Source organism: Tropicibacter oceani, assembly GCF_029958925.1.
GTDB classification, from domain to species: Bacteria; Pseudomonadota; Alphaproteobacteria; order Rhodobacterales; family Rhodobacteraceae; genus Pacificoceanicola; species Pacificoceanicola oceani.
In genome coordinates this window covers 2,260,516-2,286,240 of sequence record NZ_CP124616.1, presented here as the reverse complement: position 1 = coordinate 2,286,240, position 25,725 = coordinate 2,260,516, and the positions used below count along the sequence as shown (strand labels likewise).

Genomic DNA, 25,725 nt, shown 5'->3' with positions numbered 1-25,725 from the left:
ACCGCGTCAGGCCTTGAGGCTGGCCACCGCCGCCGCGACATCCGCCGCGCTGCCGACATTGCCCACCGTCGCGGGTTTGTGGATGCGGCGGACCATGCCCGACAGGGCCTTGCCCGCGCCGATTTCCCAGAACGCGTCCACCCCCTGCGCGGCCATCCATTCCACCGACTCGCGCCAGCGCACGGAGCCGGTGACCTGTTCGATCAGCAGCGCGCGAATGGTGTCCGGATCCATGACCGCTTCGGCACGGACGTTGGCAACAACCGGCACTTTGGGCGTATGGATCGTTGCCTTGGCCAGCGCTTCGGCCATGACATCCGCAGCCGGTTGCATCAGGGCGCAGTGGAACGGGGCGCTCACGGGCAGCAGCAGCGCCCGTTTGGCCCCGGCTTCCTTTGCGATGACGGTCGCCCGCTCAACGGCGGCCTTTGCACCCGAGATGACCACCTGCGCCGGGTCATTGTCGTTTGCGGCCTGACAGACTTCGCCTTGCGCGGCCTGTTCGGCCAACGCCTGCACCGCTGCAAGATCAAGGCCAAGGATCGCCGCCATGGCGCCCTCGCCCACGGGGACAGCCGCCTGCATGGCCTGACCGCGCGCGCGCAGCAGGCGTGCAGCATCCGCAACGCTCAGTGCCCCGGCTGCGGTCAGCGCCGAATATTCGCCCAGCGAATGGCCCGCCACAAAGCTGGCCGCCTCGATGCTCACGCCTTCGGATTCCAGCGCACGCATCGCCGCCATCGAGGTCGCCATCAGCGCCGGTTGCGCGTTGGCGGTCAGGGTCAGGGCTTCGATCTCGCCCTCCCAGATCAGCGCCGACAGCTTTTCCCCCAGCGCCTCGTCGACCTCGTCAAAGACCGCCTTGGCCGCCGGGTAGGTCTCGGCCAGGTCGCGGCCCATTCCGATGGTTTGCGCCCCTTGTCCGGGGAAAATGAAAGCTCGGCCCATGGCGCCCGTCCTTTGCAACTCTTTCTTCCCCCAAGGCATTACAGGCCCGAAGGCCCGCGTGCAATGCGCCCGCACGGGGAATGTGCGCGGATGAAGATTGCGGCGCGGTGTGCGGCTGTTATCTGCAATCGGGCACAGCAAGGATACCCACATGCCCCTGACCAACACCGCCACCCGCTTTGGCAGCGCCGCAAAGGCCCTGCACTGGGCCACCGCGCTTGGCATCCTTTCGATGATTCCGCTGGGGATCATTGCCAGCGACGCCCCCTATGACACCGCCGACCAGCTGGCCTGGAAAGCGCAGCTTTTCTCGGTGCACAAGACCGTGGGCGTGGGGCTGTTCTTTCTTGCGCTGGTGCGCATCGCCTGGGCGCTGTCGCAACCCCGCCCCGCCCCCCTGCACCCCGACCGCAAGCTGGAGACATGGACCGCCGAAACCGTGCACTGGCTGCTGTACGGATCGCTGGTGATCGTGCCGCTGTCGGGCTGGCTGCACCATGCCGCGACCACCGGCTTTGCGCCGATCCTCTGGCCCTTTGGGCAGGGGTTGCCGTTTGTGCCCAGTGACCCGGCGCTGGCAGAGTTGTTTGGCGCGCTGCACCGGATCTTTGAAAAGGTGCTGGTTGTCTCGGTCCTGCTGCACGTGGCCGGCGCAATCAAGCACCATGTCATCGACCGCGACGCCACCCTGCGGCGGATGCTGCCCGGCCGGACCGAGGCAGGCAGCAAGGGCCGTCACGGCTCGGCCATGGCCAGCCTTGGGGGCGCGGTGCTGATCTGGGCCGCCGCCCTTGGGATCGGCGCGGCGCAAGGCGCGTTTTCCCATCCCGAAGCGCCCGCCACCCCCGCCCTGGCGCAGGTCGACAGCGACTGGGTCGTGCAGGACGGCACGCTGAGCATCACGATCCAGCAGTTCGGCAAACAGGTCACAGGCCAGTTCGCCGACTGGCAGGCCGCGATCCGCTTTGACGGTCCGGACGCCCCGGCGCCCCAAGGCACCGTCACCGTCGATGTGGCGATTGGCTCTTTGACGCTGGGCTCGGTTACCGATCAGGCCATGGGGCCGGATTTCTTTGACGCAAAGGCCCATCCGACCGCCCGGTTCACCGGCGACATCCACGCACTGTCCGAGCAGTACGAAGCCCAGGGCACCCTGACCCTGCGCGGGACCGAAGTGCCCCTGACCCTGAGTTTCCAGTTGGATATCGACGGTGACACGGCGCAGGCCACGGGCTTTGGCACATTGGATCGCCGCGCCTTTGGCATCGGCGCAGCCATGAGCGACGCAGGCCAACTGGGCTTTGACGTGCGGATCGACTTTGCCCTGACCGCCCTGCGCGGCGCGCCCTAGACCGGGCGAAACCTGTCCCCGTCGCGCTCGAACCGGGCGCCGACGGGGGCATCGAGATAGGGCAGAATACTGTCATCCAGGTTCAGCACGGCGCCGATGGCGACGTGCTGCAGCGTATCAAGCGGCGCGTCGCCCTCGGCCTGCAGCCGCCAACCGGTTTCGACATGATCGCCGCCCTCGCCGGGGGCATGGCGTTCGATCCGGGCAATCCGGGCCTGACCGGACAGGATGCTGCGCGCCACGTGGCAACGGGCGAACATGGCATCCTCTTGCGCGTCTCCGTGCGGATCGGGGTGGCGCGGCTGCATCAGGGCGATCACGTGAAAATCGCGAAAGGTGACGGGCGCGCCTACCGACAGCCCTTCGAAGCCAAAGGGCTGGTTGTCCAGGACCCCATGGCACAGACCGTGGTCATCGCGGCGCTCATAGCGCACCCACATGCGTTCCACACCGCCGTCGTCATCCGGCGTGCATTCCTCGAACATCAGCTTGACCAGGTCGCCCTGTTGCAGCGCCGCCAGTTCGTGCTGCGCAGGCAGGAAGAACGTGTAGGGGCAGGCCTCGTGAATAGGCCTTGGGTCCACCAGCCGCCAGCCCTGCCGATTGTCCTGCCCATCCCTTTTGTCATCGAACATGTCGCTGCGCCCCTTTTGCAATCATGAATCACCTGGATCGCCCACCAATCTGCCTAGGGTTGTTGGCGCAATTGCGGCAGGTCCGGGGTAATTCTGGGGAAACGGCGCCGACATGCAAAAACGCCCCCGGATCGCTCCGAGGGCGCAACAAGGCAAAGCCGATTGGGATACTTATTCGGCCTGCATTGCCTCGATGGAAATCATCACCTGCACTTCGTCGCTGACGTAGGGGGCGAACATGCCCAGGCCAAATTCCGACCGGACCAGCGTGGCCGAGGCATCAAAGCCGGCCCAGGGCTTGCCCGCCATCGGGTGATCGCCCTGCTGGTTCAGCGTGGCGGCCAGAACGACCGGCTTGGTCACGCCGTTCAGGGTCAGATCGCCGGTGATGTTGGCGGTGGTCTCGCCGGTGACTTCGATCGCGGTCGAGGTGAAAGTCACCATCTCGTCGTCGGCCGCGTCAAAGAAATCGGCAGACATGAAGTGGGCAAAGCGTTCTTCCCAACCGGTCAGCATGGACCGCACGGGAAAGGACACGGTGACGCTAGAGGCGGCCGGATCTTCCTTGTCCCAGGAAATCTGGCCGTCAAAGCCCGAGAACATGCCATAGGTCGTGGAATAGCCAAGGTGGTTGTAGGTGAACACCACCTGGCTGTGGCTGGCGTCCAGCACATAAGGGGTGGCTTCGGCAAAGGCGGCCATCGGGGTCGTGGCGGCCAGAGCGGCGGCAAAGTAGATCGATTTCATGTCAGCACCATGGGTTGGGGTCAGTGATGCTGAACATCTGGGCCAGAACGCGCCCTGCCTCAATTCCGCAGGCTTCAACAGGGTCTGTGTGCTGCCGAACGCTTGACCTTTGATCGGTGCGCCCCCGCGCAGGTGCGCCGTGCCGTCATCTACGGCGGATCATCACCATGCAGCACAGCCCGGCAATCAACAGCGCCGCCGACAGGCCCATCTTGATCAGCGACACCTCGGGCAGGCCCTGACCGCCCGGCACCAGCCAAAGCCCAAAGGCGGAAATGCATAGGGAAATGCCCAGAAACCCAAGGACAAGCGATCGAAAGATCGTGGCGACGGAAATTTCGCCGGGGGCCTGATGGTCAATGTTGGTGCTGAAGCTACTCATTACAAATCTCCTGAAAAATTTCCCTAAGGTCAGGATTGCCCCGGAATGTGCCCGCAATGCGGCGGCAAATGGGAAATGCCTTGTTCGCCGCACCCCGGCCGCCGCCCCTTGCGCCGCAGGGCAAAGCGTGTAAAAGGGCCGGACCTTTCGCAAAGACGTTTGAACCGCGCAGTCTCTCGTGGGCCGGGGCGAAAGGGAAAGCCGGTCCTTTGAAATGCGCCTTGATACAAGAAACGGAGACAACATGCCGCTGTATGAGCATGTCATGATCGCGCGTCAGGATCTGTCCAACGCGCAGGCCGAAGGCCTTGTCGAACACTTCAGCACGGTTCTCACCGACAACGGCGGCAAGGTCGTCGAGTCCGAGTACTGGGGCGTGAAGACCATGGCCTACAAGATCAACAAGAACCGCAAGGGCCACTATGCCTTCCTGAAGACCGACGCACCCAGTGCCGCGGTTCAGGAAATGGAGCGCCTGATGGGTCTGCACGACGACGTCATGCGCGTTCTGACCATCAAGGTCGACGAACACGCCGAAGGCCCGTCCGTCCAGATGCAAAAGCGTGACGAACGTGGCGATCGCGGCGACCGTGGTGATCGTGGCGACCGCCGCGAACGCCGTAGCTGATCCCCGAGGAATAGGAGTTAAACCATGGCTGCAAAACCGTTTTTCCGCCGCCGCAAGGTCTGCCCCTTCTCGGGCGACAATGCACCCAAGATCGACTACAAGGACACCAAGCTGCTTCAGCGTTACATCTCTGAGCGTGGCAAGATCGTCCCCAGCCGTATCACCGCCGTATCGGCCAAGAAGCAGCGTGAGCTGGCCCGCGCGATCAAGCGCGCCCGCTTCCTCGCCCTTCTGCCCTATGCCGTGAAGTAAGGAGAGACTGACATGCAAGTTATCCTTCTGGAACGTGTGGCCAAGCTTGGCCAGATGGGCGACGTCGTCGACGTCAAGCCCGGCTTCGCACGCAACTACCTGCTGCTGCAGGGCAAGGCGCTGACCGCCTCGAAAGAGAACATCGCCAACTTCGAAACGCAGAAAGCCCAGCTGGAAGCGCGGAACCTGGAAACCAAGAAAGAGGCCGAAGCACTGGCCGATCGTCTTGGCGGCCAGCAGTTCGTCGTGATTCGTCAGGCATCGGACGGCGGCAACCTTTACGGTTCGGTCACCACCCGTGACGCCGCGGACGTGGCAACCGAAGAAGGCTTCTCGATCGACCGCAAGCAGGTCATCATCCGCACGCCCATCAAGGTTCTGGGTCTGCACGAAGTCGAGGTGCACCTGCACCCCGAAGTCATGGTGACCATCGCCCTGAACGTCGCCCGTTCGCCCGAAGAGGCCGAACTGCAGGCCTCCGGCAAGTCCATCCAGGAACTGGCCGCCGAAGAAGAAGCACAGGCGGAATTCGAGATTTCCGAACTGTTCGACGACATCGGCTCGGCCGCTGACGAGGATTCCGACCTGGTCGAGACCCCCGAAGGCAAAGACGAGTAACCACTCGGTCCCCGCATCAAATAAAGAAAGGCCGCGCCCCGGGCGCGGCCTTTTTCATTGTGCGGCGATCGCGGATACCAGCCAGGCCAGCCCTGACAGCATCAACAGCACGGTTCCAAGGGCAATCAGAGCCTGCGCAAGCCGCCCCCGGCGATCCCTGCCGGCGCGTTGCATCTCGGCATGCACCACGGGGGACAGCGCGTCCATGCGCGCGCCTGCAGACCCCGACATCCGCCTTGTCCAGCCCGGACCGAATACGATCCGCCAGACGAACGGAACCATCAGAAGCACGCCCCCCAGCCAGAACAACAGAAACCCGGCGAAGAAAAAGACCTCGACTGCCCACGAATACACGATGCCCTCCGCATGTCCTTGCGACTGGCTAGGCGATGGAACAGGACACGTCCCGCAAAATCTGTACCCCGCGCAACCCTGCCACCGGCAAAGCAAAAGGCCGCCCCATCGGAGCGGCCCTCGCCTTTCGCCGTGTAAGGCGGATCACTCGTCGTCCAGTGCCTCGACGGCCTTTTGCAGATCGTCCTTGGAGACCTCTTTCTCGGTCACCTGGGCGCCAGCGGCGATGTGGTCGATGACCTTGTCCTCGAAGATCGGCGCGCGCAGCTGCTGCTGCATCTGCGGGTTCTGGCGGACATAGTCAAAGAAGGCGCGTTCCTGACCCGGGTACTGACGGGCCTGGTTCATGATCGCCTGGGTCATCTCGGAATCGGTGACCTCGACTTCGGCTTTCTGGCCCAGTTCGGCCAGCAGCAGGCCCAGACGCACACGGCGTTCGGCCAGCTTGTTGTGCTCGTCCGTCGGCGCGATCTCGCCGTGGTCGTGGCCGTGATCGTCCGGGTGCTCTTCGTGGTACAGCTGATGCGCGATCTGTTTGGCCTCGGCCTCGACCAGCGACGGCGGCAGGTCAAAGGACACCAGGCCGTCCAGCTCGTCCAGCAGGGCGCGCTTCATCACGGCGCGGGCGGCGCCGACATACTCGGCCTCAAGACGTTCGCGGATCTGACCCTTGAGCGCCTCCAGGTCCTCGGCACCGAATTTCTGCGCCAGCTCGTCGTTGATCTCGGCGGCGACGGGCTCCTTGACGGCCTTGACGGTCACGTCAAAGACAGCGTCCTTGCCGGCCAGGTTCTCGGCGCCGTATTCCTCGGGGAACTTGACCTCGACGGCCTTTTCCTCGCCGGCTTTCACGCCAACCAGCTGCTCTTCGAAGCCGGGGATGAAGGAGCCGGAGCCCAGAACCAGCGGGTAATCCTCGGCGGCACCGCCGTCAAAGGCCACGCCGTCGACCTTGCCCAGGAAATCGATCACGACCTGGTCGCCGTCCTTGGCCTTGGAGCCCTTCTTGCGGTCCTTGAAGTCCTGCGCGGTCTCGGCCAGGTTGGCCAGCGCTTCGTCAACCGATGCGTCGTCGGCCTTGGCCACCAGCTTTTCGATCTTGATGCCGGAAAAATCGACCTCGGGAACCTCGGGCAGCTTTTCGTAGGACATCTCGACGTTGACGTCGTCGCCCTCTTTCCAGTCTTCGTTGACCATCTTGACCGCGGGCTGCATCGCGGGGCGGTCGCCGCTGTCCTCGAAATGCTTGTTCATGGCGCCGTCGATGACTTCCTGCATCGACTCGCCCAGCAGGCGCTGACCGAACTGCTTGCGCAGCAGCGGCATCGGCACCTTGCCCTTGCGAAAGCCCTTCATTTCGATTTCGGGCTGCGCTTCGACCAGCTTCTCGTTGACCTTTGCGTCAAGCTCGGCGGCCGTGACAGTGATCGCGTAGGCGCGCTTCAGACCTTCGTTCAGTGTCTCGGTGACCTGCATGGTATTCCTCTTCGGCTCGGGCCCGCAGGAATTGCGGTCGCCCCTGTACAAAATCTGGGTTCTTCTAAGCACGGGATGCCGGTGGCGCAAGGTGAATCGTTGGCTCTGACGCCATGTTCGCACCAATGACCGGGTTTTGCCGGTTCAGCCCTGTGACAGGGCCTGCATCCAGCCCAGGCTGTCGCCCGTCGGGCCATCGGGTTTGTATTCCGCGCCCAGCGGGGCGGACCATCCCGAACCGGTGATTTGCGCAAAGATCATGGCATAGTTCAGCTCGCCCTGATCAGGGCGGCCCCGGGTCGGCACCCCGGCGAACTGGACATGGCCGACGATGCCGCGAAGGGCGGCGAACCGGGTGGTGATGTCGCCCTCGGTGCGGCCGATGTGATAGCAGTCGAACATCAGTTTCAGGTTGGGCGCGCCGACCTCGGCGATGATGGCTGCGGCCTGATCGGTGGTCTGCAGGAAATAGCCCGGGGCGTCGTGCCGGTTCAGCGGCTCGATCAGGATGGTGATGCCAAGGGGCGCGGCGGCACTGGCGGCATAGGCCAGGTTTTCGCAGAAAATCTTCCTTGCCTCTTCGCCGGCGGAAAAGCCTGCCATGACATGCACCGCCCCGGCCCCGATCTGTGCCGCATACGCCAGCGCCTGATCAATCGCCGCCCGCGCATCCGCCGCGCGCCCCGGCAGCGCCGACAGCCCGTTTTCGCCAGCCGCCCCGCGCACCGTGTTGATGCCCAACATGCGCAGCCCGGTTTCCGCCAGCGCGGCCTTGGTCACCTCGGCGGGTGTGTCGTAAGGCCAGTGGCATTCCACCGCGTCAAAGCCCGCCGCCTTGGCGGCGCGGATCGCATCGGGCAGGGAAAGCTCCTGCCAAAGAAAGCCGAGATTGGCGGAAAACTGCGTCATGCGTCCCACTCCACGTTGAATTTGGTCACGATCTGCCGGACCTGGTCGTCGCTCAGCCCGCGCGCCTGTGTTCCGCGCAGCATCATGGCAAGGCGCGCGCCGTCTTCCAGCTCTTCGATGGCATTGCAGGCGGCCTCCACGTCCTTGCCCGCGACGACGGGGCCGTGGTTGGCCAGCATCACCGCCGACCGCTTGCCCGCCAGCCCGCGCACCGCCGCGCCCATGGCCGGATCGCCGGGCAGGAAAAACGGCAACAGCTTGACCCTTCCCAGCTTCATGATCCCGTAGGGCGTCAGCGCGGGCAGAAAATTGTCCTCGTCCACCTCGGGCAGCATCGACAGCGCGACCGAGTGGCACGAATGCAGGTGCACCACTGCGCCCGCCGTGCTGCGCGTGTCGTAGAACGCGCTGTGCAGCGGCATTTCCTTGGTCGGCGGATCGCCGTCGATCAACTGCCCCGCCGCGTCGAACCGCGACAGGCGCGCCGGATCCAGCCGCCCGAAACTGGTTCCCGTGGGCGACACCAGCAGCCCGCCATCGGGCGTGCGGGCCGAAATGTTGCCCGTGCTGCCATGGGTCAGCCCCCGGTCGAACAGCGAGCGCGCCAAAAGGCAGATCTGCTCGCGCAGCGCGTTTTCGGACATCATGCCCCCGCCAGCAGCCTGTCGGCCTTTTCAAAAAAATCCTCGGCGCCGAAATTGCCCGATTTGAGCGCCACCACCAGGTCGGGCCGCGCCCGCAGGGCCGGCACGCCCGGGTCGATTTCCGGCCCGATCTCAAGCCGGTCCAGCCCCAGCCCCTCGACGATCGCGCCCGAGGTTTCGCCGCCCGCGGTGATCACCCGCGTTGCCCCCGCCGCCACGCACAGCCGCGCCACTTCGGCAAAGAACCCCTCAAGCGCCCCAGAGGCCGCCTCGGAACCAAATCGGGCCTGCACGGCCTTGACGATCTCGGGATCGGCCGAGCTGTAGACCAGCGGCAGCCCCTTGGCCCCCATGGCCCAATCCGCGATTTCCATGGGCGATACCCGCCCTTCGATCACCTCGGCGGCGATGATCTCGCGCGCGGGGCTGTGGGCCTTGTGCCGCGCCACCTGCGCCCTTGTGGCGATCGAGCAGGAGCCCGACAGCGCCATCGCCTTGCCGCCCTGCCCCGTCCAGGGCACCGGCGCGGCCTTGCAGCCAAAGTTGCCGGGCAGCCCAAGCGCCACGCCCGATCCCCCCGTGATCAGCGGCAGCCCCTTGGCCGCGCGGCCGATCTCGACCAGGTCTTCGTCGCGGATCGCATCGACCACGATCAGCCGTTTGCCCGCAACGTGCTGGTCCCACAGCCCCTTGCTGATCGCCTCGGCCCCGCCAAAGACCACCCGCGCCGACACATGGCCAACCTCAAAGGACGTCTGCGGCGCCAGCCAGCGGCGGATGTCGGCGTCGGTCATCGGGGTCAGCGGATGGTTCTGCATGCCGCTTTCGTTCAACAGCTTGTCCGCCACGAACAGATGCCCCTGATAGACCGACCGCCCGGTGCCCGGAAAGGCCGGGCAGACGATCACCTGCCAGGCGTCCAGCGCCTTGGCCAGCGCCTCGGCCACCGGGCCGATATTGCCCTGCGGCGTGGAATCGAAGGTCGAGCAATACTTGAAAAAGATCTGCTCGCAGCCCTGGGCACGCAGCCAGTCCAGCGCCGCCAGAGACTGGCGCACGGCCTCTTCCGGGTCGATCGAGCGCGATTTCAACGCCACGACCCCGGCCTGCGCATCCGCATCCGCGGGCCCCTCCGGCACGCCGGTGTATTGCACCACCGTCATGCCGCCCTTGGCCAGCGTATTGGCCAGATCGGACGAGCCGGTGAAATCGTCGCCGATGCATCCCAGTTTCATGATGTCTCTCCCGGCAGGGTCAGCCCTGCGTTGCGCGCGTAAACCTTGGCCACCGCCGCGTCGTCTTCGCCGCCCAGCCCCATGCCCTGCGCCGCCAGGTATTGCTGCATCGCCGCAGCGGTAATCGGCGCGCTGAATTTCGCGCCCTTGGCAATGTCCAGCACGATGCCCAGATCCTTGGGCCAGATATTGACCGAGCTGTGCGGCGTGTAATCCCCCGCCACGATATGCGGCGCGCGGTTTTCCAGCATCCAGCTGGTGCCGGCACATTTGCTGATCACCTCAAGAAACTGATCCGGGGCCACGCCTTGTGTCATGCCGAACGTCAGCGCCTCGGCCATGGCGGCGATATGCACGCCTGCCAGCAGCTGGTTCACCGCCTTCATGGCGCTGCCTGCGCCCGCCGCATCCCCAAGTTCGAACACCGTCTGGGCGCAGGCCTGCAACACCGGCCGCGCCGCGGCAAAGGCCGCATCGCTGCCCGAGGCCATGATCGACAACTGCCCGCTGGCCGCCTTGATCGACCCGCCCGAAATCGGCGCATCAAGGTACAGCACGCCATGCTCGGCGCAGCGCGCCTCCATCGCGCGGGCAAAGTCGGGCGGCACGGTGGCGCAGGCCAGAACCACGGCGCCCCTGGACAAAAGCGGCACAACACCCTTTGCCCCGAACAAAACCTCTTCGGTCTGGGCCGCGTTCAGCACCACGACCACCACCGCAGCCAGATCCCCCGCCACATCCGGCAGCGTCCCCGCCGCCCCGCCAAGCGCGGCAAAGCGCGCCTCGGCCTCGGGGTTCACATCAAAGCCATGGGTCGGCAATCCGGCCTTCAGGCAAGAGCCGGCCATGCCGAACCCCATAGAGCCAAGGCCGATGACGGCGGTCTTCGTGTCCTGGGTCACGTCTCATTCCTTCTTGTTGCGATGGAGCAAGGGGGCAAACCACGCCCGCTCCTGCATTCAGTGCGAAGAAATGACACCTGTGTCAATGAACCGACGGCCCGGGATGCCCGCGCGCACCGAAACGGCAAAGATCCCACTGACGTAAAAAGATGGTGCGGGTGGAGGGACTTGAACCCCCACGCCTTGCGGCGCCAGAACCTAAATCTGGTGCGTCTACCAATTTCGCCACACCCGCATCCTGCCCGGCGCAGGCACCGGGCAGGACGGTGTCTAGCAAAGCCTTTGCCCGAGGGCGAGTGGAAAATTGGATGCAAATTCGCAGCATCGAGTTCCCACAATGGTCGCCCCATTTACGCATTCTTGCCACATTTGAGTTGAAAAAAGGACGCAGACAAGCAAACAGGAAGAACGATCATGGACCTTCAGACCCTCGATCACGCCCCCAAGACCCTGACCGCCCGCCACGTTGCGGCCAGCGAAGGGCGCAACGCTCTGACCGCAGGCACCGTGGTGCTGACGCTGGACGGCGCGCTGCCGGTGGAATTCATCGCCGTCGGTGACAAGGTCATCACGCGCGACAGCGGCATCGCCACGGTCCGCGACATCCGCCGCACCACGCTGCGCGTCAAGGCCGTGTCGATCAAGGCTGGCTCGCTTGGCAACACCCGGCCCGACCGCGACGCCGTTCTGCCCGCGGGGCAGGAAATCCTGATCCGCGACTGGCGCGCCGAGGCGCTGTTCGGCGCCTCGCAGGCATTGGTTCCGGCCGCACGCCTTGTCGATGGCGAATACATCCGCGACATCGGCACCCGCGAAATCGAGGTGGTCGAGCTGGTCTTCGACGCCCCCCACATTCTTTACGCAGACGGTCTTGAGGTTGCCTCGGCCAAGGCTGACCTGCCCGCGTAAACCACCACACTGCGATCTTGTCTGCAAAGGCGGTTCTTAGGGGCCGCCTTTTGCTTTGCCCCCCTTCGGCTGACGCAAGGGCGACTATGGCAAAGAAGACTCAATACCGAAGATTTTGCGGCATGGCCCATGAAATCGGCGCGACTTGGGCACAATCCGGCCTTAATCCTTGGTCAAAAAAAGAGGCAGACAAGATGACAGGAAAAAAGACCATGGACCTTCAGACGCTCGATCACGCAGCCAAATCCCTTCCCGCCCGCCATGTTGCGGCCAGCGAAGGCCGCAACGCCCTGGCCGCCGGCACCGTGGTGCTGACGCTGGACGGCGCGCTGCCGGTGGAATTCATCGCCGTCGGTGACAAGGTCATCACGCGCGACAGCGGCATCGCCACGGTCCGCGACATCCGCCGCACCACGCTGCGCGTCAAGGCCGTGTCGATCAAGGCTGGCTCGCTTGGCAACACCCGGCCCGACCGCGACGCCGTTCTGCCCGCGGGGCAGGAAATCCTGATCCGCGACTGGCGCGCCGAGGCGCTGTTCGGCGCCTCGCAGGCATTGGTTCCGGCCGCACGCCTTGTCGATGGCGAATACATCCGCGACATCGGCACCCGCGAAATCGAGGTGGTCGAGCTGGTCTTCGACGCCCCCCACATTCTTTACGCAGACGGTCTTGAGGTTGCCTCGGCCAAGGCTGACCTGCCCGCGTAAACCAAACACACTGCGATCTTGTCTGCAAAGGCGGTCCTTCGGGGCCGCCTTTTGCGTTTCAAAGTCCAAGGTTGCGGAAAACCCTTGGCAACTGCTCAGGCAGATCCTCGGCGATGAGCCCTGGCCCAAAGCTGCGCGCGCATTCGATGTGCAGCCAGGCCGCGGTTTCGGCGGCCTGCATCGGGGTCAGCCCGCGCGCCAGAAGCCCGGTGATGAAACCTGCCAAAACATCGCCCGACCCGGCTGTCGCCAGCCACGGCGCGGCGCGGTCATAGACGGCGGCATTCACGCTGCAGCGCCCGTCGGGCGCGGCGATCACCGTGTCGGGGCCCTTGAACAGCACGATGCAGCCCGCCCGCGCCGCCGCCTCGCGCGCCGCGTCCACCTTGGAATAGGCCGGGCCCGTGGTGGCCGGTGCCTTCAGCTTGGCCGCAACATCGGGGAAAAGCCGGGCGAATTCGCCCGCATGGGGCGTCAGGATGCAATTGGGATGCAGCAAGTCAAACAGCGCCTCGGGCGCATCGGCATAGGCGGTCAAGGCATCGGCATCCAGAACGACCGCCCGCCCCGGACCTGATCCGGGGCCACTGGCCAAAGCCACCGGAACCAAATCGCGCGCACGTTTCAGCCCCAGCCCCGGCCCCAGACACAGCGCATTGATCCGGTCGTCCTGCAAGACCTTCGCCAATTCCTCGGCCGTTCCGGCCCGCGTCAGCATCAGGGCAGTGATCTGGCAGGCCACCTCCATCTGCGCCGATCCCGGCACGCCCAGTGTCACCAGCCCCGCACCAATCCGCAGTGCCCCCCGCGCCGCCAACCGTGCCGCGCCGGTGTGACCAGCCCCACCGGACAGGATCAAGGCGTGGCCATTGCCGTACTTGTGACCCTCCACGTCTTTTCGCAGCCAGGAGGGATGGCTTGCCTCGACCAGCTTGACGGTTTCAGCGCGATCCTTCCGCCAATCTTCGGGCTTGGGCGTCTCAAGACCAATGCCCTTCACCACCAGTTTGCCACTGGCGGCCGGCCCACCCTCCAGGATGTGTCCGAGCTTTCTGGCGTGAAAAGTGACGGTCAGGTGCGCGGACGACGCAAACCGATAATGGTCGTCCGCGTGAGGAAAGCTCCGCCCGCTATCGGCACAGATACCGCTGGGGATATCAACCGCAACGATGGCAGGCCTGCCACGTTCGTTGCCGAATTCAATCGGAAAGCAATCCACCATGTCTTCCAAGTTCCAAAACAACTCGCCCAACGGCTGCAAGGATCGGGCAAGTCCGTTGCCGAACAGCGCATCGATCAGCAGGTCTGCTTTCCATCCGTCAAGCGCCAGATATGCCGCAAAGGGGGAAACCGGACCGTTCCACCGCTCATAATTCACCTTCGCATCCGGCGGCAGCCGCTCCGAGTCGCCGTAGAGTACCACCTCCACGTCCCATCCGCGCTCCCTCAACAACCGCGCCACCACGAACCCGTCGCCGCCGTTGTTGCCCGGCCCGCAGAGCACCACGGCGCGGTGCGCGCCCTGCCCCAGTTCCGGCCATTCCTCGAAAACCGACTGCACCACCCCTGCCCCGGCGCGCTCCATCAATTCAAGGCCGGTGACAGAACCCGACTCGATGGCGGCCTGTTCGATGGCGCGCATTTGGGCAGCGGTCAGCAGTTCGGTCATCATTTCACCCCCGGCGATTCAATTTCGCCCGATTTTGGTGCAACTTGCACAAAATTTAATCACGCCTCAAAAAACGGCGCTTCCTGCCGCTGCAGAATGCCCCTATCAGATTGTGGCCGCCAGACAGAAATGATCTGGCAGGGCCAACCGAATGACGAGGAGAGGCACGGCCATGAAAAAGATCGAGGCGATCATCAAGCCATTCAAGCTGGACGAAGTGAAGGAAGCCCTTCAAGAGGCTGGCATTCAGGGCCTGTCCGTTGTCGAGGTCAAGGGTTTCGGTCGTCAGAAAGGCCATACCGAACTGTACCGCGGTGCCGAATACGTGGTCGATTTCCTGCCCAAGGTCAAAATCGAAACCGTGCTGGACGACGATCAGGTGGATGCCGCGATCGAGGCCATCATCGGCGCGGCCAAGACCGACAAGATCGGCGACGGCAAGATTTTCGTCAGCCCGGTCGAACAGGCCATCCGCATCCGCACCGGCGAGTCCGGCTCGGACGCGCTGTAATTCACACGACTCTCAAGAATAACAAACCAAGGGAATAGCGAAATGAGCGCAAAAGACCTGCTCAAACTGATGAAGGACGAGGAAGTCGCCTACGTCGACATCCGTTTCACCGATCCGCGCGGCAAGCTGCAGCACGTGACCGTCATCGAAAGCGAAGTCGACGAGGATTTCCTCGAAGAAGGCTTCATGTTCGACGGCTCGTCCGTTGCCGGCTGGAAGTCGATCGAAGCATCCGACATGAAACTGATGCCCGACTGCGACAGCGCCTACATCGACCCCTTCTATGCTGAAAAGACCGTCTGCATTCACTGCAACGTGGTCGAGCCGGACACCGGCGAAGCCTATGCCCGCGACCCGCGCGGCACCGCACTGAAGGCCGAAGCCTACCTGAAATCCTCGGGGATCGGCGACGTGTCCTATTTCGGCCCCGAAGCCGAATTCTTCCTGTTCGACGACGTGCGCTACAGCGTCAAGCCGAACAAGGTTTCTTATGAACTGGACGCCGACCACGCCGCATGGAACACCGATGCGGAATTCGAGATGGGCAACCTGGGCCACCGCCCCGGCTACAAGGGCGGCTATTTCCCGGTCAACCCGATGGACGACGGCCAGGACATCCGTTCCGAGATGCTCAGCACCATGAAGCGTCTTGGCATGAAGGTCGACAAGCACCACCACGAAGTGGCGACCAGCCAGCACGAACTGGGCCTGGTCTTCGGTTCGCTGACCAAGCAGGCCGACGAGCTGCAGAAATACAAGTACGTCGTGCACAACGTGGCGCAGTCCTACGGCCGTTCCGCAACCTTCATGCCCAAGCCGATCAAAGGCGACAACGGGTCGGGGATGCACGTGAACATGTCGATCTGGAAAGACGGCAAGCCGCTGTTCGCAGGCGACAAATACGCCGACCTGAGCCAGGAAGCGCTGTATTTCATCGGCGGCATCCTCAAGCACGCCAAGTCGCTGAACGCCTTCACCAACCCGTCGACCAACAGCTACAAGCGCCTGGTCCCGGGCTACGAAGCCCCCGTTCTGCGCGCCTATTCGGCCAGCAACCGTTCGGGTTGCGTGCGTATTCCGTGGACGGAATCGCCCAAGGCCAAGCGCGTCGAGGCCCGCTTCCCCGATCCGGCTGCAAACCCCTACCTGTGCTTTGCAGCGCTTTTGATGGCCGGCCTTGACGGCATCAAGAACAAGATCAACCCGGGCGAAGCCATGGACAAGAACCTGTACGATCTTCCGCCCGAGGAACTGGCCGGCATCCCGACCGTCTGCGGCAGCCTGCGTGAGGCCATGGAAGAGCTGCAGGGCGACATGGACTACCTGCTGGCCGGTGACGTGTTCACCAAGGACCAGATCGACGCCTACATCGCCCTGAAAATGGACGAAGTCGAAGAGTACGACATGACCCCGCACCCGGTCGAGTTCAAGAACTACTACAGCTGCTGATCCGATCAGCCGCGCATTGCGGAAGGGGCGTCCATTTGGGCGCCCCTTTTGCATGGCCGCCGCGCCGCCCGGGCGTCGCCGCATCGCAAAAATGACGATTGCCGGCAGATTTTCCCCCTGACAGCCAGACATCGGCGCCGCCCGCGCCGTCACCCGTCCCCATGGCGTCACAAGTCAGGAATTCCCTCTTGGAAGATCGGCGTCAAAACAGGTAGCCTTTGCCAAACGTATCTGTGACCGGAGACCTTCATGCGCCGTTTTCTTTCCGCCCTTTGCCTGACAGCCCTGACGGCTGTTCCGGTCCATGCCGCCAGCTGCGGCAACAACAAGTCCGGCTTCGAGCCCTGGAAAGGCGAATTCGCCGCCGAGGCACAGCGCGCCGGAGTGGGGCAACGCGGTCTCGATGCGCTGCGCTCGGCCAGCTATTCGACCAAGACGATCAACGCGGACCGCAACCAGAAGGGCGTCAAGTACAGCTTTGACAAGTTCGTGCAGATCCGCCTTGGCTCGCTTGACGGGTTTGCCGCCACAGGGCGCAAGCGCAAGGCAGCCAATGCCAATTTCTATGCCGCGGTTGAGCAGCGCTATGGCGTGCCGGCCGGGATCCTGATCGCGATCCACGGCATGGAAACCGGCTATGGCCGCAACATGGGGTCGGAACCGGTGGTCAACTCGATCCTGACGGTGGCCTATGACTGCCGCCGCGCCTCGTTCTTTACGCCGCATGCGATTGCCGCGCTGAAGATGGTCGACCGCGGCATGTTGGCGCCGGGCCAGAAGGGCGCCTTTCACGGCGAGCTGGGTCATACCCAGTTCCTGCCCGGCAACGCCATGCAATACGGCGTTGACGGCAACGGCGACGGACGCGTGGATTTCTACAACGAGGCCGACGCCCTTGCCTCGACCGCAAATTTCCTGCGTCAAAAGGGCTGGCGGCCCGGTGTGGGCTATCAGCCTGGCGAGCCGAACTTTCGCGTGCTGAACGAATGGAACGCCGCAACCGTCTATCAGCAGGCGATTGCCGCCGCGGCGATCCGCATCGAGCGCTAAGGTTTCATTAAACAGTAGGGCAAAAGACGGGGGATTGACCGCAATCCCCCGTCGTTTTTTCTTAACCACGTCTAAAATTTACCTGAATTGCCAAGCATTGTGTAACCCATCAGCGCCGTTTTCAGCCTGACGAGGAACACGACATGTATATTGACGAGCACCCCTACGCCGGTTTGATTTTGCCGGACCGGAACGGTTTGAACCCCGCCCCCTACCTTGACGCCTGCCAGCAGGTACTGGCGCGGCTTGACCCGCGCCCGGTCGGGGTTCCCAAACGGTCGGCCAAGCGGCAGGCCGTGCTGGGGGACTATTACGGGCTGCGCGTCATCCCACAAGAGGACAGCGCCTATGGCCCGCGCGTCCTGATCCAGGTCATCACCCGCGATGGCGCCACACCGGACGAAGAAAAGGCATCGCGCCTGTTGTCCGACACGGTTCTGGCCGCGCTGCATCACTCGCCTGCCGACACCATCGAATGGTACACCCCGGACACGCTGATCTCGGCCGAGGATTTCATCCGGCTGCGCAGCTATGTCTCGCCCCGCCGCGAAGGCGCCGCCCAGACGAACGACCCCGAGGCCACCGTCCGCGCCGTCGAGCACCTGCTCGAGGACGAAGCGCTGAGCGCGCAGGACAATGTCCATGTCGAACACGCCCCGCAGGCCGAGGCCGAAGAACAGCTGGCCGATCACCGGTTGCGGCAGATGTTCTCGGAACCGGACGAGTACGAAGAAAAGCCCGCCTACAACCCGCTGGAACGCATGCGCGAACGCATGGCCGAACAAGAGCCCGAGCAGATCCGCCTGAGCGCGGCAGGCTGGCTGATGTCCGGCATGCTGGCGGTGGTGTGTTTCCCCGTGGCGGTTTTTGTCTGGATCACGTCGCTGGGTCGGGGGATGGACTTCCGCCTGACGACACAGGTTCTGTCGGTGACGATGCTGTTCCTGGTGCTTCAGAACTCGAACCACCTGCACACGCTTCTGAACCGGGTCCTGCACTAAGCGCGGCGCGGGGCAGGATGTAGGTGTGGATTGAAAACACCACCGCCCCGCTGACCGGCAGACGCATCAGGCTTTGCCTTTCGCTGCGCATATAGGGCGCGGTGGCCGGATCGCCGATCGGGCGCCGGTCATCCGAGGCGCGCGGATGGAACAGCGCCGCGTCCTGGTACCAAAGCGCGTTGAACCGCCACAAGGGCCGCCCCACCTGCACCCCGTCGAACAGCCGTTGCACCCGCCGCGCGATCCCATCGTCGTAGGGTTCGACAGGTTCGTGAATACCGATCAACGCCTGTCCGGCCTTTTCCGCCAGCATCCAGCTGGCCGGAAAGCACAACAGCGCGCCGCGCAGCACGTGTTCGTCGCCTTCCTTGACCAGCAGGCAGAAATCTTCCTGCACCAGCTGCCCCAGGCTGGCCAGCGGGTCATCCGCGTCGGGCGTGACGCGGCGCCCATCCGGGCAGATCACCGCCCCACCGTCCCGGGCAAAGCCCTGCGGAAGGGCGCTGAGGACCTCGTCCAGCAGCTCCTGCGCGACGGGCAGCGCAGTGGGGTCCAGCCACAGCACCTTGTCGCGGCCGCTGTCCAGCAGCCGCGCCTTTTCCGCCAGTTGCCCGGCATAGGCTTCGTTCACTGACAGCCAGCCTTCGGGGCCGACCGGGGCAATGCCCGGCAAGGGGCGCGGGCGCAGCGGATCGTAAGGGATGGAGTGGTTCAGGATCATGGGACGCAGAGTGCGCCAGCCCGCGCGCGCCCGCAAGCCCGCGCAAGGGCGGTCAAAACGACGCGTTTTTGCGTCGCAAACCGGCGCGCCCGCGCCGCCGCGATTCGCCACGCTTGCCCGAAAGGGGGGAGGCCCGCCATGAACGAGCATTACCGCGATACCCGCAAGATCGACCCGGCGCGCGGCGCGCTGTTGGGGGACAACACCCCCAATGATGCCGACCGGATCGAGATTGGCCCCACCCGCCTTGCCTATGGCGAATGGGCGGCGGCGGGGCTGGAGCTGCCCGACCTGCAACAGATGCGCCGCTATCGCTGGCAAAGGCTGGTCGATCACATCAACGCGCGCGATTACGCCGGCCTTCTGGTCTTTGACCCGCTGAACATCCGCTATGCCACCGACAGCACCAACATGCAGTTGTGGAACACCCACAACCCGTTTCGCGCCGTGCTGGTCTGCGCCGATGGCTACATGGTGATCTGGGACTACAAGAATTCACCCTTCCTGTCCGCCTTCAACCCGCTGGTGCGCGAAGCGCGCTCGGGCGCCGACCTGTTCTACTTCGACCGCGGCGACAAGGTGGATGTCGCGGCGGACGTCTTTTCCAACGAGGTGCGCGGGCTGTTGGCCGAACACGCCCCAGGCAACCGCCGCCTGGCGGTGGACAAACCGATGATCCACGGGCTTCGCGCGCTCGAGGCGCAGGGCCTGCAGATCATGGAGGGCGAAGAGCTGACGGAAAAGGCGCGCTCGGTCAAAGGGCCCGATGAAATCCGCGCCATGCGCTGCGCCAGCCATGCCTGCGAAACAGCCGTGGCCGCGATGGAACACTTTGCCCGCGAACAGGTGCCGCTTGGCCAGACCTCAGAAGATGACATATGGGCGGTGCTGCACGCCGAAAACATCCGGCGCGGCGGCGAATGGATCGAAACCCGCCTGCTGACCTCGGGGCCGCGCACCAATCCCTGGTTTCAGGAATGCGGCGCGCGCATCGTGCAGAACAACGAAATCGTCGCCTTTGATACCGACCTGATCGGCAGCTACGGCATTTGCGTCGACATCTCGCGGACCTGGTGGGTAGGCGATCGCGCGCCGCGCGCGGACATGGTGGATGCGATGCAACACGCGCACGACCACATCATGACCAACATGCAGATGCTGCGCCCCGGCGTTCGGATCGAGGACCTGTGCCGGAATACCCATGTGCTGCGCCCCGAATTCCAGGCCGGCAAATATGGCTGCCTGATGCACGGCGTGGGGCTGTGTGATGAATGGCCGCTGGTCGCCTATCCCGACAAGATGGTGCCGGGGGCGTTCGACTATGAATTGCAGGCCGGAATGGTGCTGTGCGTCGAGGCGCTGGTATCGCCGCAGGGGGGCGATTTTTCGATCAAGCTGGAGGACCAGGTTCTGATCACCGAAGACGGTTTCGAGAACCTGACCCGCTATCCCTTTGATCCGCGGCTGATGGGGGCCGCGGGGTAAGTCCCCGCCTCGCCCGCGACACCCGGCACCACCGCCCAAAGCCCGCGATGATCCGACCCCAGCGGCTCCAGCGCCGTGACATGGCCCCTGCCCTCAGGCGCCAGCACATGGTCGATCCCAATCGGCATCGGGAACCAGGGAAGCGTAAAGGTGCTCACATAGCCGCCCACCCGCCGCGTCCGCGTTGCCGCCTGCAATTGCGCAACGCTATGCGACCAGGCCACCGCGTTCAGGTCCCCGCCCAGGATCACCGGCCCCTGCAACCGCTCCAGCTCGGGCAAAAGCGCCTCGACCTGGGTCCATTGCAGCGACGGCCAGGGCCAGTTCAGATGCATCGACACCACCCAGACAGGGCCACTGCCCGGATCGGCCTGCAAGGCGGCAAACCCGTCGCGTTTGGAACAAAACCCGCTGCCGGGCACGATGGGATGGCGCGACAGCACCGCTTCGCCCAGCTTGCCACGCAGCGGGCAGAACTGCTGGTACGGGTAAAGCGGCCGCAGCGCCTCGAGCAGTGCAAGATTGGGGGCCGAAACCTCTTGCAATGTCAGGAAATCGGGCCGCGCGGCACGCACCGCCGCAAGCCACTCGGCGCTTTCACTGCGCTTCCACAACAGGTTCTGCTGGTACAGCGTCACCCCCCCGGCCGCGCCCGTCCCGGCATCCGCCCCGACAACCCCGGCATGTGGCAACAACCCCAGAATCGCCAACCCCGCCAGGGGCCAACGCAGGCGCCGGGGCCAGGCGCTCCAGATCACGGCGAGGGCAAAAAGCACCAGCAAGGGCGCGCGAAACACGGCCAGCGTGTCGCCCGCCGGGTGCAGCGCGCCGCAAAACCCGGCCAGAACCAAAAGCCCCAGAACCGCTGAAACAAGTTTCACCAAAAGCTGCATCCGTCTCACCATGCCGTGACATGACCCCCCGGGCCACTTGCACAAGTGCCTCCTGGCCTTCACCTTTGGCAGACAATCCTTAACGAACGGCCCTGCCATGCCCACGAAACGCCTGACCTTCCCCGGCCATTCCGGAGCCACCCTGGCCGCGCGGCTTGACCTGCCGCAAGGTCCGCACCTGGGGACCGCAGTCTTTGCCCATTGCTTCACCTGCGGCAAGGACATTCCCGCGGCCAAGCGGATCTCGGCGCGGCTGGCAGGCATGGGCATCGCCGTCCTGCGCTTTGACTTCACCGGGCTGGGCCATTCCAAGGGCGAATTCGCCCATACCACCTTTACCTCGAACGCGGCGGATCTGCGCGCCGCCGCCGTCCACCTCGACGATCTTGGCATGGCGCCCTCGCTGCTGATCGGCCACTCGCTGGGCGGGTTGGCGGTGCTCAAGGCCGCAGCGCAGATCGCCTCGGTCAAGGCGGTGGCCACCATCGGCGCGCCCTTCGATCCCCATCACGTCACCCGGCATTTCGACGAACAGATCGAAACGATCCGCAACACGGGCCAGGCCCAGGTATCGCTGGGCGGTCGCCCGGTGACCATCGGCCAGGGCTTTCTGGAAGACGTGCAGGACAAGGACCTTGGCCCCACCATCGCAGGGCTGAACCGCGCCCTGCTGGTGCTGCACGCCCCGCGCGACGAAATCGTCGACATCACCAACGCGACCCGCATCTTTACCGCCGCCAAACACCCCAAAAGCTTTGTCACCCTCGACGAAGCCGATCACCTGATCACCAATCCGCGCGACGCCGAATACGCCGCCGAGGTGATCGCCGCCTGGGCGGGACGCTATCTCGATCTCAAACCGCCCGCGCCGCCCATCGGCGCCCCCGAAGGCATCACCCGCGTGTCCGAAGCCGACCCCGAAGGCTTTTTGCAAGACATCCAGAACGGCCCGCACCACCACGCCCTGGCGGACGAACCAAAGGCCTATGGCGGCAGCAACCGGGGCATGTCCCCCTACGGCTTTCTGGCCGCCGGCCTTGGCGCCTGCGCCTCGATGACAATCCGCATGTATGCGCGGCGCAAGGGATGGCCGCTGACCCATGTCAGCGTCGACGTCACCCATGACAAGCTGCACGCCCAGGACGCCGCCACCGGCACCGAAACCCGCGTCGACAGCTTTACCCGCCGCATCACCCTGACCGGCGACCTGGACCAAAGCCAACGCGACCGGCTGCTGGAAATCGCCGACAAATGCCCGGTGCACAAGACCCTGGAAAAGGGCGCGACGATCAAAACGGAACTCGCCTGATCTTCTTCTTGGCAAAAATACTCAATTCCCCGGCCCGCCAAAAAGCAAAAGACCGGACACGATGGCCCGGCCTTTCAATCCTTGCAGAGGGCGGGGTTGACCCCGCCGCCCCGGCTCAGCCGCGCGCGCGGCCCACCAGTTTCCAGGCCGCCGGCAGAACCAGCGCCGCCAGCGCCAGCTTCAGCACGTCACCGATCAGAAAGGGCGTCAGACCCCATGCCAGGATCGGCTTGTCCCAGCCATACAGCATGCCCAGCCAGATCAGGCCCGGCACATAGATGATCACGTTGCCCAGCAGCATCGCGCCGCCCATCTTGGTGACGGACCGGTCCCAGCCAGCCCGCGCCAGCGCGCCCAGGGCGACCGTCGCAAGAACGTAGCCCACCAGATAGCCGCCAGTGCCGCCCATCATGTACTCAAGCCCGAATTTCTCGGCCGACGAGCCGGCAAAGACGTCAAAGCCGAACGCGCCGACAATCATGTAACCCAGCACGGTCACCAGACCCAGACGCGCGCCATAGGCGGCCCCCAGCGTCAACACGGCAAAGGTGCCCATGGTGATCGGCACGGGCCACATCGGCACCTTGATCTTTGCAGCCACCGCCAGAAAGGCAATGCCCAGCACGACCAGCGCCAGTTGCTTGACGCGCAGTGCGGCGCCCTCGTTTGCGCCAAAGGCCTCGGCCAGCACGTTACGGTTCATCGTGAGGTTCATGTCGTCCCCCTTAATCCCAGGATTGTTTCGCATTGTTTTGCCCCAAGCCCCCCGCCATCGCAAGCCCGCTTGCGCTTTCCGGTGGGGTATAATTTGCAAAGTTTGACTTTGCAGGGGCAAACACGTCGCTTTTCCACCCGGCACAAGCGCCTTGCCAAAAGAATTCGCTTTCCATTCCGGCACACAGGAATAAATGCAGTGCAACCGTGGGTTTTTTAATGAGGGAGTATGGCCGTGTCTGTTCGCGCCAGGATCATCGCCAATGACAGTCTTGTCTTCCTCCGTTTTACCGGCGTGCAGGATCTGCAGATGGCGATGGAAGAGCTGAAGGCCATGCGCGCCCTGCCCGCCTATCGCCCCGGCCTGCCGGAATTGGCCGATCTGTCGGCCGTCACGCGCACCGGGCTCGATTTCAACGCAATGCGCACCCTCGTGCATGACGTGACTTCCCTGGGTGTCGATCCCCAGCGCGAAAAGAGGATCGCCATCTTCGCCCCGCAGGACACGCTTTATGGCATGGCGCGGATGTTCTCGACCCTGACGGAACTGGAACCGGGCAATGTGCGCGGCGCGGCCTTTCGCACCCAGGGCGAATGCCTGGAATGGCTGGGCCGCCCGGAACGGGACTTTGCGGATATTCCCGGCTACGATCTGGTGCCCATGGTCTGACCCGACCCCATCCCTGGCCAACAAAAAAGGCGCCCCACCGGGGCGCCTTTGGTTGTTTCAGGCGGTGCGTGCTCAGATCCGGCTGAGCAATTCGCCGATCGAGTCCTTGGCATCGCCATAGTACATGCGCGTGTTCTCTTTGTAGAACAGCGGGTTTTCGATGCCGGAATAGCCGGTGCCCTGACCACGCTTGGACACGAACACCTGCTTGGCCTTCCACACTTCGAGAACCGGCATCCCCGCGATGGGCGAATTCGGGTCGTCCTGTGCGGCCGGGTTCACGATGTCGTTCGAACCGATGACGATGGCAACATCCGTTTCCGGGAAGTCCTCGTTGATCTCGTCCATTTCCAGAACGATGTCATAGGGGACCTTGGCCTCGGCCAGCAGCACGTTCATGTGGCCGGGCAGACGGCCCGCGACCGGGTGGATCGCGAAACGCACGGTCTTGCCCTTGGCGCGCAGCTTGCGCGTCAGTTCGGCCACGTTGCCCTGCGCCTGCGCCACGGCCATGCCGTACCCCGGCACGATCACGACGCTGTCCGCTTCGTCCAGGGCTGCCGCAACGCCGTCGGCGTCGATGGCCACCTGTTCACCCTCGACCTCCATCTGCGGGCCGGTGGTGCCACCAAAGCCGCCAAGGATGACCGAGACGAACGACCGGTTCATCGCCTTGCACATGATGTAGGACAGGATCGCACCGGACGAGCCGACCAGCGCGCCAACCACGATCAAAAGGTCGTTGCCCAGCGTAAAGCCGATCGCCGAAGCCGCCCAGCCCGAGTAGCTGTTCAGCATCGAGACAACCACCGGCATGTCGGCGCCGCCGATGCCCATGATCAGGTGATAGCCGATGAAGAAGGCAAACAGCGACATCAGCAGCAGCGCCCAGAAGCCCGCGCCATTGAGGTACAGAACCAGCAGCAGGAACGACAGGATCGCCGCGCCAAGGTTCAGCATATGGCCACCCGGCAGCTTTTTCGCCGACGAGGTCAGCTTGCCCGCCAGTTTGCCAAAGGCCACGATCGACCCGGTAAAGGTCACCGCGCCGATAAAGACGCCAAGGAAAACCTCGACCTTGAGGATGGCGATTTCCGCGCTGGTCTTGTGCGACAGCACCTCGGCAAAGCCCTTGATGCCACGTTCATGCATGGCCGAGGCAATGCCCGCCTCGGTCAGACCTGCGGGCAGCGACGCCTTGATTTCCATGACCCGCGCCAGTTCGATATGGGCGTTGTAGCCGATAAAGACCGCCGCCAGACCCACGAACGAATGCAGCGCCGCCACAAGTTGCGGCATTTCCGTCATTTCGACGCGCTTGGCAACGTATTGGCCGGCGCCCGCACCGATCACCATGGCGATCAGCAGGAAGGCATAGTTGCCGATGCCGGGGCCAAAGACGGTGAAGAACACCGCAAGCCCCATGCCGATGATGCCGTACCAGACGGCCCGTTTCGCGCTTTCCTGCCCCGAAAGGCCGCCCAGCGAGAGGATGAACAGAACGCTCGCGGTGATGGCCGCGGCGGTAACGAGTTGATCTCCGAACATTATTCTCT

At 64.2% G+C, this 25,725-nt stretch carries 27 protein-coding genes and 1 tRNA gene; 12 read left to right on the top strand and 16 right to left on the bottom strand.

All coding sequences use genetic code 11. From position 1 onward, the window contains the following. Positions 1-6 precede the first annotated feature (6 nt). Positions 7-948: an ACP S-malonyltransferase gene (gene fabD / locus QF118_RS11005; RefSeq protein ID WP_282299108.1), complete on the bottom strand. Its 942-nt coding sequence runs from the start codon at positions 946-948 to the stop codon at positions 7-9. Between the two features lie 151 nt (positions 949-1,099). Between fabD and QF118_RS11000 the strand changes: the two genes are divergently transcribed. Further along, positions 1,100-2,299, top strand: a complete 1,200-nt coding sequence (locus QF118_RS11000; RefSeq protein WP_282299107.1) for a cytochrome b/b6 domain-containing protein — start codon at positions 1,100-1,102, stop codon at positions 2,297-2,299. Here QF118_RS11000 and QF118_RS10995 read toward each other — a convergent pair. From QF118_RS10995 to QF118_RS10985, 3 genes are all read right to left on the bottom strand, one after another. Then, a complete protein-coding gene (locus tag QF118_RS10995; protein WP_282299106.1) occupies positions 2,296-2,934 on the bottom strand; it encodes an immunity protein Imm33 domain-containing protein in 639 nt (212 codons plus the stop codon). The two genes, QF118_RS11000 and QF118_RS10995, sit on opposite strands and share 4 nt — an antisense overlap. A gap of 171 nt (positions 2,935-3,105) precedes the next feature. Beyond that, the gene (locus QF118_RS10990; protein ID WP_282299105.1) at positions 3,106-3,681 is read right to left on the bottom strand and encodes a YceI family protein; all 576 of its coding nucleotides are present in this window, start codon (positions 3,679-3,681) and stop codon (positions 3,106-3,108) included. A gap of 145 nt (positions 3,682-3,826) precedes the next feature. Next, entirely contained in the window at positions 3,827-4,063 is a 237-nt protein-coding gene (locus tag QF118_RS10985) for a hypothetical protein (protein ID WP_282299104.1), read from the bottom strand. Positions 4,064-4,307: 244 nt separating this feature from the next. Here QF118_RS10985 and rpsF point away from each other — a divergent pair, with 244 nt between their 5' ends. Genes rpsF through rplI form a run of 3 tightly spaced genes read left to right on the top strand, consistent with a single transcriptional unit; the run spans position 4,308 to position 5,561 of the window. Continuing rightward, positions 4,308-4,691: a 30S ribosomal protein S6 gene (gene rpsF, locus QF118_RS10980; RefSeq protein WP_282299103.1), complete on the top strand. Its 384-nt coding sequence runs from the start codon at positions 4,308-4,310 to the stop codon at positions 4,689-4,691. Positions 4,692-4,715: 24 nt separating this feature from the next. Next, positions 4,716-4,943: a 30S ribosomal protein S18 gene (gene rpsR / locus QF118_RS10975; RefSeq protein ID WP_008328567.1), complete on the top strand. Its 228-nt coding sequence runs from the start codon at positions 4,716-4,718 to the stop codon at positions 4,941-4,943. 12 nt (positions 4,944-4,955) lie between these two features. Beyond that, positions 4,956-5,561: a 50S ribosomal protein L9 gene (gene rplI / locus QF118_RS10970; RefSeq protein ID WP_282299102.1), complete on the top strand. Its 606-nt coding sequence runs from the start codon at positions 4,956-4,958 to the stop codon at positions 5,559-5,561. A 54-nt stretch (positions 5,562-5,615) separates the two neighbouring features. On the opposite strand, the gene QF118_RS10965 is transcribed toward rplI, so the two are convergent. From QF118_RS10965 to QF118_RS10935, 7 genes are all read right to left on the bottom strand, one after another. Continuing rightward, a complete protein-coding gene (locus QF118_RS10965; RefSeq protein ID WP_282299101.1) occupies positions 5,616-5,915 on the bottom strand; it encodes a hypothetical protein in 300 nt (99 codons plus the stop codon). A gap of 144 nt (positions 5,916-6,059) precedes the next feature. Continuing rightward, a complete protein-coding gene (tig, locus tag QF118_RS10960; RefSeq protein ID WP_282299100.1) occupies positions 6,060-7,391 on the bottom strand; it encodes a trigger factor in 1,332 nt (443 codons plus the stop codon). A 144-nt stretch (positions 7,392-7,535) separates the two neighbouring features. Beyond that, positions 7,536-8,300 carry a hydroxypyruvate isomerase family protein gene (locus QF118_RS10955; RefSeq protein WP_282299099.1) on the bottom strand — a complete coding sequence of 255 codons (765 nt, stop codon included), beginning with the start codon at positions 8,298-8,300 and terminating at the stop codon, positions 7,536-7,538. Continuing rightward, positions 8,297-8,947 carry a 3-oxo-tetronate 4-phosphate decarboxylase gene (otnC, locus tag QF118_RS10950; RefSeq protein WP_282299098.1) on the bottom strand — a complete coding sequence of 217 codons (651 nt, stop codon included), beginning with the start codon at positions 8,945-8,947 and terminating at the stop codon, positions 8,297-8,299. The genes QF118_RS10955 and otnC overlap by 4 nt, the downstream gene beginning before the upstream one ends. Then, a complete protein-coding gene (otnK, locus tag QF118_RS10945; RefSeq protein WP_282299097.1) occupies positions 8,944-10,179 on the bottom strand; it encodes a 3-oxo-tetronate kinase in 1,236 nt (411 codons plus the stop codon). The genes otnC and otnK overlap by 4 nt, the downstream gene beginning before the upstream one ends. Then, positions 10,176-11,081 carry an L-threonate dehydrogenase gene (ltnD, locus tag QF118_RS10940; protein WP_282299096.1) on the bottom strand — a complete coding sequence of 302 codons (906 nt, stop codon included), beginning with the start codon at positions 11,079-11,081 and terminating at the stop codon, positions 10,176-10,178. Before ltnD ends, otnK begins: the two co-directional genes overlap by 4 nt. 150 nt (positions 11,082-11,231) lie before the next feature. Then, a tRNA-Leu gene (locus tag QF118_RS10935) sits at positions 11,232-11,316 on the bottom strand. Between the two features lie 179 nt (positions 11,317-11,495). Between QF118_RS10935 and QF118_RS10930 the strand changes: the two genes are divergently transcribed. Together QF118_RS10930 and QF118_RS10925 are read left to right on the top strand one after the other, a co-directional pair. Continuing rightward, positions 11,496-11,990 (top strand): Hint domain-containing protein, encoded by a 495-nt coding sequence (locus QF118_RS10930; protein ID WP_282299095.1) that lies wholly within the window; start codon positions 11,496-11,498, stop codon positions 11,988-11,990. Between the two features lie 194 nt (positions 11,991-12,184). After that, the gene (locus tag QF118_RS10925) at positions 12,185-12,697 is read left to right on the top strand and encodes a Hint domain-containing protein (protein WP_282299094.1); all 513 of its coding nucleotides are present in this window, start codon (positions 12,185-12,187) and stop codon (positions 12,695-12,697) included. A 58-nt stretch (positions 12,698-12,755) separates the two neighbouring features. Here QF118_RS10925 and QF118_RS10920 read toward each other — a convergent pair whose 3' ends face one another. Then, entirely contained in the window at positions 12,756-14,366 is a 1,611-nt protein-coding gene (locus tag QF118_RS10920; protein ID WP_282302462.1) for an NAD(P)H-hydrate dehydratase, read from the bottom strand. 172 nt (positions 14,367-14,538) lie between these two features. Between QF118_RS10920 and QF118_RS10915 the strand changes: the two genes are divergently transcribed. The 3 genes from QF118_RS10915 (at position 14,539) to QF118_RS10905 (ending at position 17,376) form a co-directional block, all read left to right on the top strand. Next, positions 14,539-14,877, top strand: a complete 339-nt coding sequence (locus QF118_RS10915) for a P-II family nitrogen regulator (RefSeq protein WP_282299093.1) — start codon at positions 14,539-14,541, stop codon at positions 14,875-14,877. 42 nt (positions 14,878-14,919) lie between these two features. Continuing rightward, positions 14,920-16,326, top strand: coding sequence for a type I glutamate--ammonia ligase (gene glnA, locus QF118_RS10910; RefSeq protein WP_282299092.1), 1,407 nt, complete (start codon positions 14,920-14,922; stop codon positions 16,324-16,326). Between the two features lie 249 nt (positions 16,327-16,575). Beyond that, positions 16,576-17,376 (top strand): lytic murein transglycosylase, encoded by an 801-nt coding sequence (locus tag QF118_RS10905; RefSeq protein ID WP_282299091.1) that lies wholly within the window; start codon positions 16,576-16,578, stop codon positions 17,374-17,376. 876 nt (positions 17,377-18,252) lie between these two features. On the opposite strand, the gene QF118_RS10900 is transcribed toward QF118_RS10905, so the two are convergent. Further along, complete coding sequence (locus QF118_RS10900) at positions 18,253-19,098, bottom strand: heme-dependent oxidative N-demethylase family protein (protein WP_282299090.1); 846 nt, start codon at positions 19,096-19,098, stop codon at positions 18,253-18,255. 138 nt (positions 19,099-19,236) lie between these two features. Between QF118_RS10900 and dddP the strand changes: the two genes are divergently transcribed. Continuing rightward, on the top strand, positions 19,237-20,583 hold the full coding sequence (gene dddP / locus QF118_RS10895) for a dimethylsulfonioproprionate lyase DddP (RefSeq protein WP_282299089.1): 1,347 nt from the start codon (positions 19,237-19,239) through the stop codon (positions 20,581-20,583). Here dddP and QF118_RS10890 read toward each other — a convergent pair. Further along, a complete protein-coding gene (locus tag QF118_RS10890) occupies positions 20,544-21,464 on the bottom strand; it encodes an endonuclease/exonuclease/phosphatase family protein (protein WP_282299088.1) in 921 nt (306 codons plus the stop codon). The genes dddP and QF118_RS10890 overlap by 40 nt on opposite strands. A 109-nt stretch (positions 21,465-21,573) precedes the next feature. On the opposite strand from QF118_RS10890, the gene QF118_RS10885 reads away from it, so the two are divergent. Continuing rightward, the gene (locus tag QF118_RS10885; RefSeq protein WP_282299087.1) at positions 21,574-22,785 is read left to right on the top strand and encodes a bifunctional alpha/beta hydrolase/OsmC family protein; all 1,212 of its coding nucleotides are present in this window, start codon (positions 21,574-21,576) and stop codon (positions 22,783-22,785) included. A gap of 115 nt (positions 22,786-22,900) precedes the next feature. Here the strand turns inward: QF118_RS10885 and QF118_RS10880 are convergent, their stop codons facing one another. Further along, the gene (locus QF118_RS10880; RefSeq protein ID WP_282299086.1) at positions 22,901-23,500 is read right to left on the bottom strand and encodes a biotin transporter BioY; all 600 of its coding nucleotides are present in this window, start codon (positions 23,498-23,500) and stop codon (positions 22,901-22,903) included. A gap of 228 nt (positions 23,501-23,728) precedes the next feature. Here QF118_RS10880 and QF118_RS10875 point away from each other — a divergent pair, with 228 nt between their 5' ends. Continuing rightward, positions 23,729-24,169, top strand: coding sequence for a hypothetical protein (locus tag QF118_RS10875; RefSeq protein ID WP_282299085.1), 441 nt, complete (start codon positions 23,729-23,731; stop codon positions 24,167-24,169). A 72-nt stretch (positions 24,170-24,241) separates the two neighbouring features. Here the strand turns inward: QF118_RS10875 and QF118_RS10870 are convergent, their stop codons facing one another. Beyond that, a complete protein-coding gene (locus tag QF118_RS10870) occupies positions 24,242-25,717 on the bottom strand; it encodes an NAD(P)(+) transhydrogenase (Re/Si-specific) subunit beta (RefSeq protein ID WP_282299084.1) in 1,476 nt (491 codons plus the stop codon). Positions 25,718-25,725: the final 8 nt, after the last annotated feature.